Origin of the sequence: Acinetobacter silvestris (assembly GCF_002135235.1) — a bacterium.
Taxonomy (GTDB): domain Bacteria; phylum Pseudomonadota; class Gammaproteobacteria; order Pseudomonadales; family Moraxellaceae; genus Acinetobacter; species Acinetobacter silvestris.
In genome coordinates, this window is sequence record NZ_NEGB01000001.1 from 96,309 (window position 1) to 112,669 (window position 16,361).

General features: G+C 40.9%; 15 protein-coding genes and 5 tRNA genes. 4 read left to right on the plus strand and 16 right to left on the minus strand.

The annotated features are described in order from the left end of the window. Positions 1-106: 106 nt before the first annotated feature. From B9T28_RS00490 to tpiA, 14 genes are all read right to left on the minus strand, one after another. On the minus strand, positions 107-667 hold the full coding sequence (locus B9T28_RS00490) for a TPM domain-containing protein (RefSeq protein ID WP_086202017.1): 561 nt from the start codon (positions 665-667) through the stop codon (positions 107-109). Next, positions 661-1,776: a TPM domain-containing protein gene (locus B9T28_RS00495; protein WP_086202018.1), complete on the minus strand. Its 1,116-nt coding sequence runs from the start codon at positions 1,774-1,776 to the stop codon at positions 661-663. Before B9T28_RS00495 ends, B9T28_RS00490 begins: the two co-directional genes overlap by 7 nt. A gap of 34 nt (positions 1,777-1,810) precedes the next feature. After that, entirely contained in the window at positions 1,811-2,404 is a 594-nt protein-coding gene (locus B9T28_RS00500; protein ID WP_086202019.1) for a LemA family protein, read from the minus strand. A gap of 170 nt (positions 2,405-2,574) precedes the next feature. Then, a complete protein-coding gene (locus B9T28_RS00505) occupies positions 2,575-2,970 on the minus strand; it encodes a ribosome-binding factor A (protein WP_086202020.1) in 396 nt (131 codons plus the stop codon). Next, on the minus strand, positions 2,970-5,663 hold the full coding sequence (infB, locus tag B9T28_RS00510) for a translation initiation factor IF-2 (protein ID WP_086202021.1): 2,694 nt from the start codon (positions 5,661-5,663) through the stop codon (positions 2,970-2,972). Before infB ends, B9T28_RS00505 begins: the two co-directional genes overlap by 1 nt. A 10-nt stretch (positions 5,664-5,673) precedes the next feature. Beyond that, positions 5,674-7,158, minus strand: a complete 1,485-nt coding sequence (gene nusA, locus B9T28_RS00515; protein ID WP_086202022.1) for a transcription termination factor NusA — start codon at positions 7,156-7,158, stop codon at positions 5,674-5,676. A 35-nt stretch (positions 7,159-7,193) separates the two neighbouring features. Beyond that, entirely contained in the window at positions 7,194-7,718 is a 525-nt protein-coding gene (gene rimP / locus B9T28_RS00520; protein WP_086202023.1) for a ribosome maturation factor RimP, read from the minus strand. Between the two features lie 201 nt (positions 7,719-7,919). Next, positions 7,920-7,996, minus strand: a tRNA-Met gene (locus B9T28_RS00525). 88 nt (positions 7,997-8,084) lie between these two features. Next, a tRNA-Met gene (locus B9T28_RS00530) sits at positions 8,085-8,161 on the minus strand. A 78-nt stretch (positions 8,162-8,239) separates the two neighbouring features. Next, positions 8,240-8,316, minus strand: a tRNA-Met gene (locus B9T28_RS00535). Between the two features lie 78 nt (positions 8,317-8,394). After that, a tRNA-Met gene (locus B9T28_RS00540) sits at positions 8,395-8,471 on the minus strand. Between the two features lie 43 nt (positions 8,472-8,514). Beyond that, a tRNA-Leu gene (locus B9T28_RS00545) sits at positions 8,515-8,599 on the minus strand. Between the two features lie 62 nt (positions 8,600-8,661). Beyond that, complete coding sequence (gene secG, locus B9T28_RS00550; RefSeq protein ID WP_086202024.1) at positions 8,662-8,994, minus strand: preprotein translocase subunit SecG; 333 nt, start codon at positions 8,992-8,994, stop codon at positions 8,662-8,664. 13 nt (positions 8,995-9,007) lie between these two features. Beyond that, positions 9,008-9,793, minus strand: a complete 786-nt coding sequence (gene tpiA / locus B9T28_RS00555; RefSeq protein ID WP_086202025.1) for a triose-phosphate isomerase — start codon at positions 9,791-9,793, stop codon at positions 9,008-9,010. A gap of 267 nt (positions 9,794-10,060) precedes the next feature. Here tpiA and pilB point away from each other — a divergent pair, with 267 nt between their 5' ends. Genes pilB through coaE form a run of 4 tightly spaced genes read left to right on the plus strand, consistent with a single transcriptional unit; the run spans position 10,061 to position 14,504 of the window. Then, complete coding sequence (pilB, locus tag B9T28_RS00560) at positions 10,061-11,773, plus strand: type IV-A pilus assembly ATPase PilB (protein WP_086202026.1); 1,713 nt, start codon at positions 10,061-10,063, stop codon at positions 11,771-11,773. Between the two features lie 29 nt (positions 11,774-11,802). After that, positions 11,803-13,029 (plus strand): type II secretion system F family protein, encoded by a 1,227-nt coding sequence (locus B9T28_RS00565; RefSeq protein WP_086202027.1) that lies wholly within the window; start codon positions 11,803-11,805, stop codon positions 13,027-13,029. Further along, complete coding sequence (locus tag B9T28_RS00570) at positions 13,029-13,889, plus strand: prepilin peptidase (protein WP_086202028.1); 861 nt, start codon at positions 13,029-13,031, stop codon at positions 13,887-13,889. Before B9T28_RS00565 ends, B9T28_RS00570 begins: the two co-directional genes overlap by 1 nt. Before the next feature lie 12 nt (positions 13,890-13,901). After that, the gene (coaE, locus tag B9T28_RS00575) at positions 13,902-14,504 is read left to right on the plus strand and encodes a dephospho-CoA kinase (protein ID WP_086202029.1); all 603 of its coding nucleotides are present in this window, start codon (positions 13,902-13,904) and stop codon (positions 14,502-14,504) included. Positions 14,505-14,519: 15 nt separating this feature from the next. Here the strand turns inward: coaE and B9T28_RS00580 are convergent, their stop codons facing one another. Together B9T28_RS00580 and rlmB are read right to left on the minus strand one after the other, a co-directional pair. Then, positions 14,520-15,446, minus strand: a complete 927-nt coding sequence (locus B9T28_RS00580) for a DMT family transporter (RefSeq protein WP_086202030.1) — start codon at positions 15,444-15,446, stop codon at positions 14,520-14,522. 104 nt (positions 15,447-15,550) lie between these two features. Then, a complete protein-coding gene (gene rlmB / locus B9T28_RS00585; protein WP_086202031.1) occupies positions 15,551-16,300 on the minus strand; it encodes a 23S rRNA (guanosine(2251)-2'-O)-methyltransferase RlmB in 750 nt (249 codons plus the stop codon). Positions 16,301-16,361 lie beyond the last annotated feature (61 nt).

Below are 16,361 nucleotides of genomic sequence, written 5' to 3' on the forward strand. Positions count from 1 at the left end.
ATCATTCTATGTCCTATCTTTTTAAATACAAGAGTTTTTTTAATTTTGTGTTTGTTTAAAGTAGTTTTCTGTAAAAAAGTGACACTCCTTGTCACATAGACTTGATTCAGTTCATAATTTTAGGAAAATTTGATAACTCATCAGAATTATCTATAACTTTATGTTCATAAAACTGATCTAAAATTTGACCAATATCCAAAACCCCTTTGATCACTGCGGCTCTATATTTTTTCTGCTTCAAATTCACAATCATTTCATCACAAATTTTTTGCCATGCGAGTTGTGTAGTGGCTGTATTAATACCGCGATCAATGATAATTTCCACGGCTTGCTCACACAAATTTAAATAGACCAGAATGCCACTATTGTGTTCCGTATCCCAAACACCCAATTCAGCAAATAACTGTTGTGCACGACTTCGTGCATTTTGATGATAGGCTTGATGACTCGGAATATGCCCCTCGATCACCACTTGAATTTCACCTACATGCCCCTGCTCAGCTTGCTGTACTGCTTCAGCAATTGCAGCCTGATCTTGTTTAGAAAAATAACGTTTTGATGCAGGCAAATAGAAAAAATGTTTCAGCCAACGCTTTAAACTGGGTTGTATTTTTTCCTGCAATTTAGGTTCAGTTATAATTGCTGTCGTATCTGTTGTTGTTACCATGAGCCTGATGCTCCTCCGCCGCCAAATCCGCCACCACCACCGCTGTAGCCGCCACCACCAAAACCACCTCCTCTTCCGCCGCCGCGCCCACCACTAGACAAAAATATTTGAAAAATAAGCTGTGCCACTGAGGTAATCAGTAAGAAAAAAACACCAAAGCCTAAAACTAAACTCATGACAATACCCGAACCATAGATCAGACCAGCAGCAAACACCGTTACTCCTGCAACAGAAGCACTTAAACGATTACCAATCATAAAAGAGGCAAAAATCCCTACAATCAAAATAATTATAGACGTGGTTAAAGTTTGCTCTTTGGCCTGTTGTTCATGTAGTGCTTGCGCTTGATGCTGCTTTAACTCTTCGGCTGCTTGTTGTGCAATCTCTGGGTCTAAATTTAGAATTCGTTCAATTTCAGCTAAACCTGCCTCTAAACCTTGAGCATACTGCCCTTGTTTAAAAAAAGGCGTAATTTGCTTCTGAATAATTCGACTAGCAATAATATCGGGAATAACACCTTCCAAACCATAGCCTGTCGCAATATGTATACGATGATCATTCACAGCAACGGCTATCAGTAAGCCATTATCTTGCTTTGCCGAACCCAATTGCCATTGTTGTGCAACACGCATAGCATAGTCAAAAATACTTTCTTGACCTGTGGTTGGTACAATCACAATCCCAATTTGAGCCTTACCCTGATCATACAAATGACGTATTTTTTGTTCTAAGGCTTGCTTCTGTGTTGCAGATAAAACATGGGCTTGGTCTATAATCGGTTGATTTAGCGTTGGTATTGCGCGAATAGACTCACCATCCGCCAGATCATTCTCCACTTGTGGCGGTGATGTTGAAGTTTGTGTGACATTACTCGACTGACTTCCATTATTTTTTTCATGACGATCCGAACTCATCACATTTGGAATGTTCAGTGCTGCTGGCTGTTGACCTGTAATCTTAGCCACTACCACCGCATCTTCAGCATCATTTGTTGCTGTTGCAACCTCAGCCCACGCGCTAGACTGTAAAGCAAGCATCAACAGAATAAGTCCCATCAGCATGTAAACATGCAATCGACTTATATAGGATTTGCTGCTCATTTCAATCATATCAATACCTATTTATCCATTACACATGACTAACCTAGTTAAAGCTCACTGTCGGTGCTTTTTGCGCACTGGTTTCAGCGCTAAAATTAGGTTTAGGTTTCATTCCAATGACTTTTGCCGTCATCGCTTGTGGGAATTGACGAACATAGGTGTTGTAATCTTGCACTGTTGCAATGTAACGATTACGCGCCACAGCAATTCGGTTTTCAGTTCCTTCGAGCTGAACTTGTAAATCACGAAATTGCTCATTGGCTTTTAAGTCTGGATAGTTTTCGGTGACAGCCAATAGGCGTGATAGAGCACCCGTCATTTGAGATTGTGCTTCTTGATATTTCTTAAACAACTCAGGGTTTTCCAAAACATCTTTATCGACTTTCAAGCCTGCAACATTTGCACGTGCTTGTGTTACCTCAGTCAAAACTTTTTCTTCATGCGTAGCGTAGCCTTTCACCACATTGACTAAATTTGGCACGAGGTCTGCACGACGTTGATACTGATTTTGTACTTCCGACCAAGAACCGATCACAGCTTCATCTTTAGCTTGCAAGGTGTTGTAACCACAACCTGAAAATAACAACGTACTGGTCAAGATAACAGCCAACACGCCTTTTTTAATGCGACTATTCATTTGAATCCTCAAATATTTATTAGTATTTGTTTGATATAAAAGATCATTCTAAACAGTTTTTAAAATTGAAGTGTTGCTTTTCTTTAATGCATCTTATCTGATGTGCATAACTTTTAAGTTATCCACAAAAAAGCCACCCGAAGGTGGCTTTGATGGAATACTCAAGATAACTATTCGTCTTCTTTCTGCTCAGGCAAGTCTTTAACCGCCTCTGCAATAAGACCAAACATATAGTTACCGTATGCATTGGTTTTATCATAATGGAAACGCAAACGTGGCGTTATACGTGTCTTGATACGACGACCTAATTCGTGACGCAAAAACCCAGCAGCACCATTTAATACGGCTAAAGTTTCTTGATTTGCAACTTCACTTTGATCATCGCCTAATTCACGTCCCATTACAGTGACATAAACTTCTGCATAACCTAAGTCTGGGCTGACTTTCACCGCCGAGATGGTCACAAGACCACCTAAGCGTGGATCTTTAAGCTCTTGACGAATCAGTTCTGACAACTCACGTTGTACTGTATCGGCCATACGCTTAAGACGTTGACTACCCGCCATTAAAGACTCCGTTTAATCAATTGAACATCGTACACTTCAATTTTATCAAGTGCTTTGATGTCTTTATAACCTTTCACGGCAAGACCACATTCCATACCAGCACGTACTTCTTCAACCACTTCTTTATAACGACGAAGAGATTCAAGCTCACCTTGGAACACAACCACGTCATCACGAAGGACACGGATTGGTTTATTACGGTGTAACATACCTTCAAGAACCATACAGCCTGCAGCCGCACCAAACTTACTTGAATGGAATACTTCACGTACTTGAGCCACACCCAGAATCGTTTCACGATGTTCAGGTGCAAGTTTACCGCTCATTGCTGCTTTCACATCATCAATCAATTCATAAATGATGCTGTAATAACGAATATCAATGCCATCTGCATCTGCTTTTTGACGTGCAGTTGTATCCGCACGTACGTTAAAGCCGAACAGTACCGCTTCTGAAGATTCAGCCAATGTAACGTCAGATTCAGTGATTGCACCCACACCTGAACCGATCACACGAACACGAACTTCGTCAGTCGACAAGCTGCTCAATGCAACAGTCAATGCTTCTAGCGTACCACGAACGTCAGTTTTCAGTACAACATTGACATAAGGCACATCTTTCTTGCCCATAGATGCCATAATGTTTTCAAGACGCATTGCACTTTGACGCTCAAGACGTTGTTCACGTTCACGTGCCATACGTGCATCAGCAACTTCACGCGCTTTCTTCTCATCAGTCACAACAAGAACTTCGTCACCCGCCATTGGCGCTTCAGGTAAACCTAAAATTTCAACTGGAATTGAAGGGCCTGCTGATTGAATACGCTTACCATTTTCATCTGTCATCGCACGAACACGACCGTAAGATGCACCCGCAAGAACCAAGTCACCAACATTCAAAGTACCATTTTGTACAAGAATTGAGGTAACCGCACCACGACTGTTGTCTACACGTGCTTCAATAACCACACCTTGTGCAGCACCTTCTTCAGATGCTTTCAATTCAAGCAATTCAGCTTGAATTGAAATCAAGTCAAGAAGTTCATCGATACCTTGACCAGAGTGTGCTGAAACCATGGCAACTGGTACATCACCACCCCATTGTTCAGGCACGATTTCTTTCACGGTCAATTCGTTCAATACGCGATCTGGATCAGCAGATTCTTTATCCATTTTGTTGATTGCAACAATAATTGGCGTACCCGCTGCACGCGCATGATCAATTGCTTCCGCAGTTTGTGGCATAACACCATCATCTGCAGCAACAACAAGAACCACGATATCAGTCGCTTTCGCACCACGTGAACGCATTGCAGTAAATGCAGCATGTCCCGGTGTATCAAGGAATGTAATAATGCCTTTATCAGTCGTTACATGGTAAGCACCGATATGCTGTGTAATACCGCCCGCTTCGCCTTGTGCTACTTTTGCACGACGAATACGGTCAAGAAGCGATGTTTTACCATGGTCAACGTGACCCATGATTGTCACCACTGGAGGACGCGTAGTTTGTGCACCACGCGCTTCTTCAGCTGCTTCAAGTAAATTATCTTCTGCTTGAGTATCAGAAACACGAACTGGGTTATGACCCATTTCCTCAACAACAAGTGCTGCAATGTCTTGCTCAATGGCTTGGTTTTGAGTTACAAGCTCACCCATTTTCATGAGTGATTTAATCACTTCACGCACTTTAATCGCCATTTTTGCTGCAAGGTCTGCAACAACAATAGTTTCACCAATTTCTACATCATAAACTTGTTTCTTAACAGGTTTTTCAAAACCATGCTTACCAGCCTGACTGGTTTTCAGACCACGTTTAGGTTGCTTGCTGAAACTTTGCTCTTCTTGACCACGACGTCCACCTTTTTTCGGTGCACGTGTACTGGTTGTGTTACCACCACGTTTGATTTCACGGTCTTCTTTTGCAAATGAATCTTCATAGGCTTGACCTACAAGACCAGCAGCAAGCGGAGAGTCATCAACGACGCGAATAGTTGCAGTTGCTTCATCACCTGAATATTTAGACGCCATTTGACGCATTTGTTCAAGTGTACGTTGCTGCGCTTCTTCAGCAGATTTACGACGTGCTGTTTCTTCAGCTGCTTTAAGTTGAGCAGCTTGCGCTTCACGTGCTTTTTTCTGTTCAGGCGTTTCAATTACTTTCACAGTCGCTTTAGTAATTGGCTTGTTGTTTGACTTACGTTTAACAACCACAGCAGCTTTAGGTGTTTCTTTTGCAGCAGTTTGTTGTTTTGCTGCAGCACGCATTGCTTCTAAATTTGCATTTGCTTTACCACCAGCGGGTGCTGCTTTTGCTACTGAAGCTTCAGGTGCTTGTTGATTCGCTTGGGCATTGGCTGCTTTAGCCAAAGCTTCAGCTTTGATTTGCTCAGGATTTGGCTTCGTAAAGGTATGCTTTTTACGAACTTCAACGTTAATCGTTTTTGCCTTACCAGAAGTACTGGCTACTTTAGCCGTACTTGTTGTTTTACGTTTCAACGTGATTTTTCCTGCATTGCTCGTATCTTGACCATGAGATTTTTTCAAATGGTTGACCAGAGCATCTTGCTGTTCGTGAGTAATTTTATCATCAGCCATTTTTTGCGGTAATCCAGCTTCACGGACTTGATCTAGAAGCTTTTCAACCGGAAGTCCTACGCTGACTGCTAACTCTTGAATTGACTTATCCGTCATGTATTACCTCCTAGTTAAACCATGATTCACGTGCTTTCATAATCAACTGTCCTGCTTTTTCAGCACCTAAACCTTCAATATCAGAAATATCGTCAGTTGCTTGGTCTGCCAAATCATCTACAGTGATTACGCCACGAGCGGCTAATGCATAAGCGATCTCTGAAGTCATCCCTTCCATTGCAAGAAGTTCAGCACTTGGATCTTGAATATTTTCTTGCTGTTTTAACGCATCTGCTAAAGCAGCTTCTTTTGCACGACTTTGTAATAGTTCTACTAAGTCAGCATCTAACTCAATCTCATCAAATGTTTCAGCAGGAACGTATGCCACTTCTTCAAGAGAAGTGAAGCCCATTTCCACCAACGCCATTGCAAGATCTTCTTCTATTTCTAAACGCTCAACAAACATATCTAAATATTGTTGTGCTTCATTTTGTTGACGAGCACGATACTCATCTTCAAGCATCATATCTAACTTATAGCCAGTTAACTCAGAAGCCAAACGAACATTTTGACCTTGCGAACCAATGGCACGAGCCAATTGATCGCTGGTTGCAAAAATAATGTCCGCAGTTTTCGCGTCTTCATCAATCACAATACCGGATACATCAGCAGGCTCTAAAGCACTGGCAATATATTGAGCTGGATCATCAGACCAAACCACAACATCAATACGCTCACCATTTAATTCAGATTGTACCGATTGAATACGCGTACCACGCATACCAATACATGCACCCACTGGATCAATGCGATGATCGTTGGTTTTCACAGCAATTTTAGCACGAACACCTGGTTGACGTGCGGCTGCTTTAATTTCAATGATTTCTTCAGAAATTTCAGGAATTTCTTTCTTCATTAAAGCAATGAGCATGTCCGGCTTAGCACGTGACAATAACAATTGTGCACCACGACCTTCACGATTGACATTGTAAAGAATGGCTGTAAGACGTTGTTTAGGACGAAGAAGTTCTTTAGGAATCATTTCTTCACGTGCTAAATAACCTTCAGCATTATCACCTAAGTCAATGATAAAACCATCTTTGGTCTGTTTTTTCACTTCACCATAAACAAGTTCACCGACTTTTTCTTCATAAGCATCAGCTATTAACGCACGTTCTGCTTCACGAATTTTTTGTACGATCACTTGTTTGGCAATTTGCGCTGCAATACGGCCAAACTCGATAGATGTCACTTCAAGTTCGCGAATATCACCAATTGACCATTTTTCTGGATCTAAGTCTGAGATTGCATCTTGGCATGCAGGCATCTCATGATCTTCATCAGCAACCACTTCCCACTGACGGAAAGTACGATATTCACCTGTTTTACGATCAATTTCGATACGAAGCTGAGCTTCTTCAGAATTTGTGCCTTCGTAGAATTTTTTCTTCGTCGCAGCTACAAGCGCTTGCTCAAGTGCTTCAAAAATCGCTTCACGACTAACACCTTTTTCATTACTAACCGTCTCCGCAACGGTAAGAATTTCACGGCCCATAAGTCACCTACTATTCAAATTCTTATAAATTAAATTTAGTCTTGATAGATCAAATTCGCTTTGTCGATATTATTACTATCAATCTCAAGCACTTGTTGCTGCTCAACTTCCACTTGAATGAATTCATTTTCAAGATCAACCGATACCAACTTCGCTTGAAATTTACGACGGTTTTCTACAGCTGAAATCAGACGGAAGGCAATCTGTTGACCGACATAAGCCTGCATTTGTGCAAGTTGAAAAAAAGGACGATCCCAACCTGGAGAAGAAACTTCTAAGGAGTACTCTCCAGAAATTGGATCATGAACATCCATCATTGCGCCGACTTGTTGGGTTACACGTACGCAATCTTGCACACCTATACCACGTCCCAACTCTTCATCACCATCTTCACTAATGAATGGTGTTGCATTTTCACCGACAGGTTTGTCGATATAAATACGCAATAAAGAACGTTTACCTTGAGGAATGAATTCAATCCCCCAAAGATCTACATTACAAGCTTGCACTGCCGGAGCAATTAAGTCGTGGAGTGCTTGAGTTTTATTTGATAGCTTCATTTACTCTCGTCATATTTGTGCGATTCAATCGCTCATTGGACCGATTCAAACTTACTATAGTGAAGCATGACTTTTTGACCAATTGATGTCTACACCACACGATAGCCAATAAAAAAGGGCGTAATCGCCCCTATTATTACACAGAAAACTAAAGTCCACTGTGCAAAAAGGCCCACCTATCTGTGAGCCCTTTTAGAAACTTGGTAGCGGGAGCTGGATTTGAACCAACGACCTTCGGGTTATGAGCCCGACGAGCTACCAGACTGCTCCATCCCGCATCAACGTTGCAAAATTATACACAAGAATTAAACATTTTTCAATCAATCTTTAATTTCTTGTCCTGATCAAGTTGCACCTTAATCAAAATGGTAGCGGGAGCTGGATTTGAACCAACGACCTTCGGGTTATGAGCCCGACGAGCTACCAGACTGCTCCATCCCGCAACTATACTGCAATTTTATAGACAATTTAAACTTTTCAGCTTCATAATTGTATTTAATTAAGTTGCATCTTAATTAAAATGGTAGCGGGAGCTGGATTTGAACCAACGACCTTCGGGTTATGAGCCCGACGAGCTACCAGACTGCTCCATCCCGCAACTATACTGCAAATTTACATACAACCTTAACCTTTCAGTTAAATAATTGTTCTTAATTAAGTTGCATCTTAATTAAAATGGTAGCGGGAGCTGGATTTGAACCAACGACCTTCGGGTTATGAGCCCGACGAGCTACCAGACTGCTCCATCCCGCATCAATGTTTTTTCGCTGCTAACACCAACAATCTGGTTCATTGTTGGTGCGGAAGGGGGGACTTGAACCCCCACGCCCGAAAGCACTACCACCTCAAGGTAGCGTGTCTACCAATTCCACCACCACCGCAGCTGTGTCGCATTCTAGTAGCTTGCCTGCAAAATTGAAAGGTTTAATTTCAACAATTCAGGTTATTTTGGTGTGGTTGGTGAAGTTTCACCCGAATTTGGTTGCAATGGCGCGATTGGTTGAGGTGCCGTTTGCACGGTTTTTAATCCATAGGCATCACTGGTTTGCTTTTTCGCAAAAACGGCTAAACTCAAACTTGTCACAAAAAACAATGCTGTAAGAATTGCCGTTAAACGGGTCAAAAAGTTAGCAGAACCTGACGCACCAAATACAGTTGCGGCACCACCACCACCAAAAGAAGCACCTGCATCTGCACCTTTACCATGTTGCACAAGAATCAAAACAATCATCAATACGGCTAAAATGATATGCACTACCAGCACAAATGTCTGCATGCTGAACTCCTCGTTATTTTGTTTTTGCGAATGCCTGAGCAATTTGATAAAAAGACTCGGCATTTAATGACGCACCGCCAACCAGCGCACCATCAATATCTGGACAAGCCGCCAACTCTACTGCATTTTCAGGCTTAACACTACCGCCATATAAGATTGCAATATTTTTACCTTCAGCCGTAATCTGGCTCAAACCTTCACGAATCTTAGCATGCATGGTTTGTGCATCTTCTGGAGAAGCTGTTTTTCCTGTACCAATCGCCCAAATAGGCTCATAAGCAATAATAATTTTCTGCCACTTCTCTGCTTGAACAATCGCTGCGATATCACAAATTTGCTGTAATACCACTTGCTCAGCGTGACCCTTTTCACGTTGCTCTAAGCTTTCACCGACACAATAAATCACGGTCAGTCCAGCACTTAACGCATTTTTCACCTTTTCTTTTACAACTTCTGCTGTATCCGAAAAAATTTCACGGCGTTCCGAATGCCCTACTAAAACAAATTGAATACCACTATCACTTAATAATTCAGCACTCACTTCGCCCGTATAAGCACCTAAGCCAGCAATACGAGAGACATCCTGAGCAACTGTATTAATCATACTGCCACGTAATTGATCTTGAACATTCAATAGCGCAATAGATACAGGCGCAACGCCGACATGACAGCTTTGCGCTGAAATTTCTACTTGGCTAAAACATTGTTTCAAATCGTGAATAAGTTGTTCCGCGTTAGCTTGCAATGGGTTCATTTTCCAATTGCCGACAACCCAAGGAATAATAGTCGAACCCGACATACATCTAACCCTATTATCGAAAATGAGCACATTCTACACGGATTTTTTTCAGAATAAGAATATTTTCATAGGCTAATTAGCGTAACTGTTATATGAGCTTAAAAAAATAAACGCTGAACATTTCATAGTTAAGCTATAGAATTATAATTGGCGCATACTATTTATCGATTATCTTTTGCTATCAGTGCTTTTAAATATAGATATTTTTAACGATCACCGTATAATTTTAGTATTCAAATTATAAAATGAATTTAAGGTACATTGGGGATGGCTATACAGCAAGGTTCGCCTAAATTTTCTGGTTACATTCGTCGTCTTGTAGAGGACGGTATTGTTTCTGCGCCACAAATGCAAACGGCAATAGAAGGTTCGAAAAAAAATAAAGTCAATCTCGTTGCGTACTTAATCGAACATTTAAAAGTCTCACCCTTACTGATTGCAGAAATGATTTCGCTTGAATTCGGTGAACCATTTTTTGATCTCAATGCATTTGACCCACATCTATTCCCTCAAGATTTAGTCGATAACAATCTATTTAATAAACATCATGTCTTACCTTTAGTACATCGTGGCAACGTACTTTATATTGCCACTAGTGATCCAACCAATATCGAAGCGCTTGATGCTATCCGCTTTAACAGTAACCTGAATATTGAACCTGTTATTGTTGAGCACGATAAACTAATCAAATATTTAGAAAAATATTTTACTCAAGAAACCAACTTTGATTTTGGTGATGATGACTTTGATGTTGATCTCATTCAAACAGATGATGCTACAACAGACTCAGAAACTGAGGAAAAATCAGAAGAAGAAGCGCCGATTGTTAAATATATTAACAAATTATTGATTGATGCGATCCGCATGGGTGCCTCTGACTTACATTTTGAACCTTATGAAAAAACCTATCGTGTCCGTTACCGTGTCGACGGTGTGTTACGCCACATTACCAATCCCCCTCTACAATTGGCAACCCGTTTAGCATCACGCCTGAAAGTGATGTCACAAATGGACATTTCTGAAAAACGCATCCCGCAAGATGGCCGTATTAAGCTCAAAATTTCAAAAAATAAAGCCATTGATTTTCGTGTCAATGCTTTACCAACGCTATTTGGTGAGAAGCTGGTACTACGTATTCTCGATCCATCGAGTGCAATGCTCGGGATTGATGCACTCGGCTATGAAGAACATCAAAAAGCATTATTTATGGAAGCCTTAGATAAACCGCAAGGGATGCTCCTTATTACGGGTCCTACGGGCTCAGGTAAAACGGTTTCTTTATATACCGGTCTCAATATTTTAAATACTGAAAGTTCGAATATTTCCACCGCCGAAGACCCAGTCGAAATTAACTTAGAAGGTATTAATCAGGTCAATGTTAATCCAAAAGTTGGCTTGGGCTTCTCGGTCGCTTTAAAATCTTTCTTACGCCAAGATCCTGATATTATCATGGTGGGTGAAATTCGAGATTTAGAAACTGCTGAAATTGCGATTAAAGCCGCGCAAACGGGCCATATGGTCATGTCCACACTCCATACCAACAGTGCACCAGAAACTTTAACCCGTTTAAGAAATATGGGGGTTCCTTCTTTTAATATTGCCACCTCTGTAAATCTAGTCATTGCACAACGTCTAGCACGTCGCTTATGTAGTTATTGCAAGGTGCCAGCTGATATTCCTAAACACAGTTTATTAGAAATGGGATTTACAGAACAGGATTTATCCGACCCTGAATTCCAAATTTATCAACCTATCGGTTGTACTGAATGTAGAGAAGGCTATAAAGGCCGTGTTGGTATTTATGAAGTCATGAAAGTGACACCAGAAATTTCAAAAATTATTATGGAAGATGGTAATGCATTAGAAATTGCAGCAGCATCGGAAAGATCGGGGTTTAATAATTTACGACGTTCTGGATTAATCAAAGTCATTAATGGTTTAACTTCTTTACAAGAAATTAACCGTGTGACCAGTGAATAAAGAATAATCAATATATTAAGGAATACATTATGGCAGTCAAAAAAGCTCAAATGATGCCAACATTTGCTTATGATGGGGTTGATCGTAAAGGGGTCAAAATCAAAGGGGAACTGCCTGCTCGCAATATGGCACTCGCCAAAGTCACCCTGAGAAAACAAGGGGTTAATATCAGCACCATTCGAGAAAAACGTAAAAACATTTTCGAAGGGTTAATGAAGAAAAAGGTCACAACTTTAGATATCACAATTTTTACTCGACAGCTTGCGACCATGATGAAAGCCGGCGTACCTTTGGTACAGAGCTTTGAAATTGTAGCTGAAGGCCTTGAAAATCCATCCATGCGCGAAGTGGTATTGGGAATTAAAGGTGAAGTGGAGGGAGGGAATACGTTTGCAGGAGCACTAAAAAAATATCCACAATATTTTGACACACTCTTTTGCTCACTGGTTGAATCAGGTGAACAATCTGGTGCACTTGAAACCATGTTAGATCGAGTGGCAATTTATAAAGAAAAAAGCGAATTACTCAAACAAAAAATCAAAAAAGCCATGAAATACCCGATATCCGTGATTGTGGTCGCTTTAATTGTTACCATTATTTTGATGGTAAAAGTAGTACCAGTTTTCCAAGACCTCTTCAGTTCTTTTGGCGCAGACCTGCCAGCTTTTACCCAAATGGTCGTGAATATGTCAAACTGGATGCAAAAGTACTGGTTTATCCTAATTCTTGTTATTGGTGCAGTGATTGCTGCTTTTCTTGAAGCTAAAAAGCGCAGTAAAAAATTTCGAGACTTACTCGATAAAGCCGCGCTTAAAGCCCCTATTTTTGGTGATTTAGTCTATAAAGCTATTATTGCCCGTTATAGCCGTACTTTAGCGACTACCTTTGCTGCAGGTGTACCATTGATTGATGCTCTAGAGTCAACTGCTGGCGCAACCAACAATTGTGTGTATGAAGCGGCTGTACTTAAAATTCGCGATGATGTATCTACAGGGCAACAATTACAATTTGCGATGCGAATGACCAATAAATTTCCTTCAATGGCCATCCAAATGGTAGCGATTGGCGAAGAGTCTGGTGCACTCGATGCAATGCTGGATAAAGTTGCCACCCATTTTGAAAACGAAGTTGATAATGCAGTCGATGGTCTGACTTCAATGATGGAACCATTAATTATGGCTGTATTGGGCGTACTCGTTGGTGGTCTGGTTATTGCCATGTATCTTCCAATTTTCCAAATGGGTTCAGTGGTCTAATGCAAGAACTGATTTATTATTTTATTCACACACCAATTGCTCTTTATCTCGCTGTTGGTGTCTTAAGTTTATGTATTGGTAGTTTTTTAAATGTTGTCATTTTTAGAACCCCCAAAATCATGGAAAAAGAATGGCATCAAGAATGCCAAATGCTGCTGCATCCTGAACAAGCCATTATAGATACAGAAAAACTGAGCTTAAGCCAACCTGCATCGACCTGTCCAAAGTGCACAACCAAAATCCACTGGTATCAAAACATTCCTGTCATCAGCTGGATTTTACTTCGAGGCAAATGTGGTAGCTGCAAAAATCCCATTAGTTTTCGCTATCCATGTATAGAAATGCTCACTATGCTCTGCTCTTTAACGATTGTGGCTGTATTTGGCCCTACCCTGCAGATGCTCTTTGGACTCATCCTCACATGGACACTGATTGCTTTAACCTTTATTGATTTTGATACACAATTACTCCCCGATCGCTTTACCCTTACGCTTGCAGCTTTAGGTTTAGCCGTCAATAGTTTTAGCCTATATACCACACCAATATCAGCAATTTGGGGCTATGTTATTGGTTTCCTATGCCTCTGGATTGTGTATTACCTCTTTAAAGTCATCACTGGTAAAGAAGGCATGGGCTATGGTGATTTTAAATTATTGGCAGCGCTCGGTGCTTGGATGGGCCCACTCATGTTGCCCCTGATTGTGTTACTTTCTTCACTGGTTGGTGCAATTATTGGAATTATTTTGCTCAAAATCCGCAAAGAAAATCAACCTTTTGCATTTGGACCTTATATTGCCATTGCCGGTTGGATTGCCTTTTTATGGGGTGAGCAAATTATGAAAGTATATTTAGGTGGTTAATAGGATTTAAGCATGACGTTTATCTTGGGTTTAACAGGGGGAATTGGCAGTGGCAAATCTGCTGCGAGTCAATGGTTTGAAACCCAAGGCATCCAAGTGATTGATGCAGATATTGTCGCGAGAGAAATTGTTAAAAAAGGACAACCCGCTTTAGCTAAAATTCAAAAAGCTTTTGGCGACTGGGTCTTGCTTGAAAATGGCGAGCTTAATCGCCGAGCTCTGCGTGACTATATCTTTAAAGAAGCAGATGCACGGCATCAACTGGAGCAAATCACCCATCCAGCGATTCGAACTTCGATTATTCAACAATTACATGCGGCAACCAGTCCTTATGTAATCTTAGTTTCGCCCTTACTGTTCGAAACCAATCAACACCAACTCACGCAACACACCCTACTGATTGATGCGAGTGAAGAAGTACAACTGCAAAGAGCCTCCACACGAGATGGTCAAAATATTGAGCAAATTAGAAAAATTATAGCCGCACAAATGCCAAGACGACAAAAACAAGCTCAAGCCGATGATAGGGTATTGAATGACGGGCATCTAGAACAGCTGTATGCACAGCTCAAACCCTTACATCTACAATATTTAGCCCGAAGTGAATTAAGTTAGAGCTCCCCCATCATCCTATTTATTTTTGAGTTGATTTTTTTGATCTAAAGCAAGTTGCAGGCTATCCTTACGCCCGAACCAACGCCACGGTTGCAATGCCCCTACTCCCATACCAATTAAGCCACAAATAATTGCAAAACTCAGCGGTTCGCCTAATAAAGGCACAGCAACAATTGCAGCAATAAAGGGAGCTAATGTCACAACACTTCCCGCTTGAAAGGCTCCAAGTCGTTTAATCGCCTCAACATAGGTCAGTGTTGCAACAATCACCACAAAAACACCATGAAATATAGTTTGCATTACAAGGTGCGGCATTGATGCTTGATCTAAATGCTTGGGCAAAAATAATAAATAAATTGGTACATAAACTATTGCGGACCAAATGGCCACACCAGCCATCGAATGCCATGCTGAGAGTTTCCATTGTTTTAACAATACCGTGAAAATCCCCCACCAAATAGCACTAATCAAAAATAACAAATCCCCAAAACCAAAAGCAACACCAGTTTCCTCATACATCAATAGACTCATCACTGAAATAGCACTGAGCATGATACTGAGGCTCAACCAAGTATGTTTATCAAAGGCTTGTTTAAAAATAAAATATGCCGCCAGTGCAGTACACAAGGGAATACAGCCATTTAGAAAAATAGCAGCATGCGCGGCAGGAACATAATGGAAAGCACTATAAGACGTTAAACAATATGCAACACCGCCAATCATCGCCAATACAAATGGCTCTTTTTTAAAGAGAAAATTAAGATCTTTTTTATAAATTAAAATCGGCATTAAAATACAAAATGCCAAAGAAAAACGCAGAACAGCAATATCCCATGCGCTAATATGCCAAATGGCATTAAGTCTTGCGGTAATGGTGAATCCCCCCCAAATACACATGGTAATTGCTACATAAATATAGCCTTGGGTACGGGAGGTCATCATGATTTTTCTCAGATAAATTAAAATTGAGGCGCCATTTTAGTTTAGTATAGCAACCTATCACTCCATTCATTTTTGTAAAGTCAATCGAGTCATCTACGATAAAACTATTGGGCTTGGCGTTGACGGCAAGCTTCATACAAAGCCATACCAGTTGCCACACTCACGTTTAAGCTTTGTAAGTTACCCGACATTGGAATGTAAACGGTTTGGTCGCATTTAGACTGTGTAATTGGGCGTAAACCTGTATCTTCGGCACCCATCACAATCGCGATTGGCCCAGTGAAATCACATTGATGCAATGGTAGAGCTTTATCATCTAACATGGTGCCAATAATGCGAACATTAAAGTCATCTTGAAGTTGACCTAGTGTTCGCGCCAAATTGGTCACTTGTATAAATTTAACTTTTTCAGCACCACCCGCAGCAACTTTACGTGCGGTTGGCGTTAAACTTGCAGAACGGTCACGAGGAACAACTACCGCATCCACACCCATTGCCGCTGCTGTACGTACACATGCACCTAAATTATGTGGATCCGTGATGTGATCTAGTATCAACAAGAAAGCATTTGGTGTTGCAGTTAATAAGTCATCCAGATCTTTTTCATTCAAAATAGGATACGGACGCACTGCAGCAACCACACCTTGATGAAAAGGTAAGCCAGCTAATTTTTCTAAACTATCACGACTCGCTTGCTGCACACTAATGCCAAAAGGTTCAGCCAACTGCAAAACTTTTTGTAAGCGTTGATCATCACGCCCTTTCAAAGTGAACAAAGTCAGTACACGTTCAGGTTCAAGCTCCAACAATGACTCCACAGAGTGAACGCCATAATAATATTCAGGTTTAGCCATGAACGACCTCATTTGATGATTTTATGATAGAAAAGAAAAATCCTGCAAAGCTGACTTTACA

What these genes read in the sequence shown, in the direction of transcription:
- B9T28_RS00490 (WP_086202017.1), bottom strand. Translation starts at nt 667, where the DNA reads ATGGTAACAACAACAGATACGACAGCAATTATAACTGAACCTAAATTG.
- B9T28_RS00495 (WP_086202018.1), bottom strand. Translation starts at nt 1,776, where the DNA reads ATGATTGAAATGAGCAGCAAATCCTATATAAGTCGATTGCATGTTTAC.
- B9T28_RS00500 (WP_086202019.1), bottom strand. Translation starts at nt 2,404, where the DNA reads ATGAATAGTCGCATTAAAAAAGGCGTGTTGGCTGTTATCTTGACCAGT.
- B9T28_RS00505 (WP_086202020.1), bottom strand. Translation starts at nt 2,970, where the DNA reads ATGGCGGGTAGTCAACGTCTTAAGCGTATGGCCGATACAGTACAACGT.
- infB (WP_086202021.1), bottom strand. Translation starts at nt 5,663, where the DNA reads ATGACGGATAAGTCAATTCAAGAGTTAGCAGTCAGCGTAGGACTTCCG.
- nusA (WP_086202022.1), bottom strand. Translation starts at nt 7,158, where the DNA reads ATGGGCCGTGAAATTCTTACCGTTGCGGAGACGGTTAGTAATGAAAAA.
- rimP (WP_086202023.1), bottom strand. Translation starts at nt 7,718, where the DNA reads ATGAAGCTATCAAATAAAACTCAAGCACTCCACGACTTAATTGCTCCG.
- secG (WP_086202024.1), bottom strand. Translation starts at nt 8,994, where the DNA reads ATGCAGACATTTGTGCTGGTAGTGCATATCATTTTAGCCGTATTGATG.
- tpiA (WP_086202025.1), bottom strand. Translation starts at nt 9,793, where the DNA reads ATGTCGGGTTCGACTATTATTCCTTGGGTTGTCGGCAATTGGAAAATG.
- pilB (WP_086202026.1), top strand. Translation starts at nt 10,061, where the DNA reads ATGGCTATACAGCAAGGTTCGCCTAAATTTTCTGGTTACATTCGTCGT.
- B9T28_RS00565 (WP_086202027.1), top strand. Translation starts at nt 11,803, where the DNA reads ATGGCAGTCAAAAAAGCTCAAATGATGCCAACATTTGCTTATGATGGG.
- B9T28_RS00570 (WP_086202028.1), top strand. Translation starts at nt 13,029, where the DNA reads ATGCAAGAACTGATTTATTATTTTATTCACACACCAATTGCTCTTTAT.
- coaE (WP_086202029.1), top strand. Translation starts at nt 13,902, where the DNA reads ATGACGTTTATCTTGGGTTTAACAGGGGGAATTGGCAGTGGCAAATCT.
- B9T28_RS00580 (WP_086202030.1), bottom strand. Translation starts at nt 15,446, where the DNA reads ATGATGACCTCCCGTACCCAAGGCTATATTTATGTAGCAATTACCATG.
- rlmB (WP_086202031.1), bottom strand. Translation starts at nt 16,300, where the DNA reads ATGGCTAAACCTGAATATTATTATGGCGTTCACTCTGTGGAGTCATTG.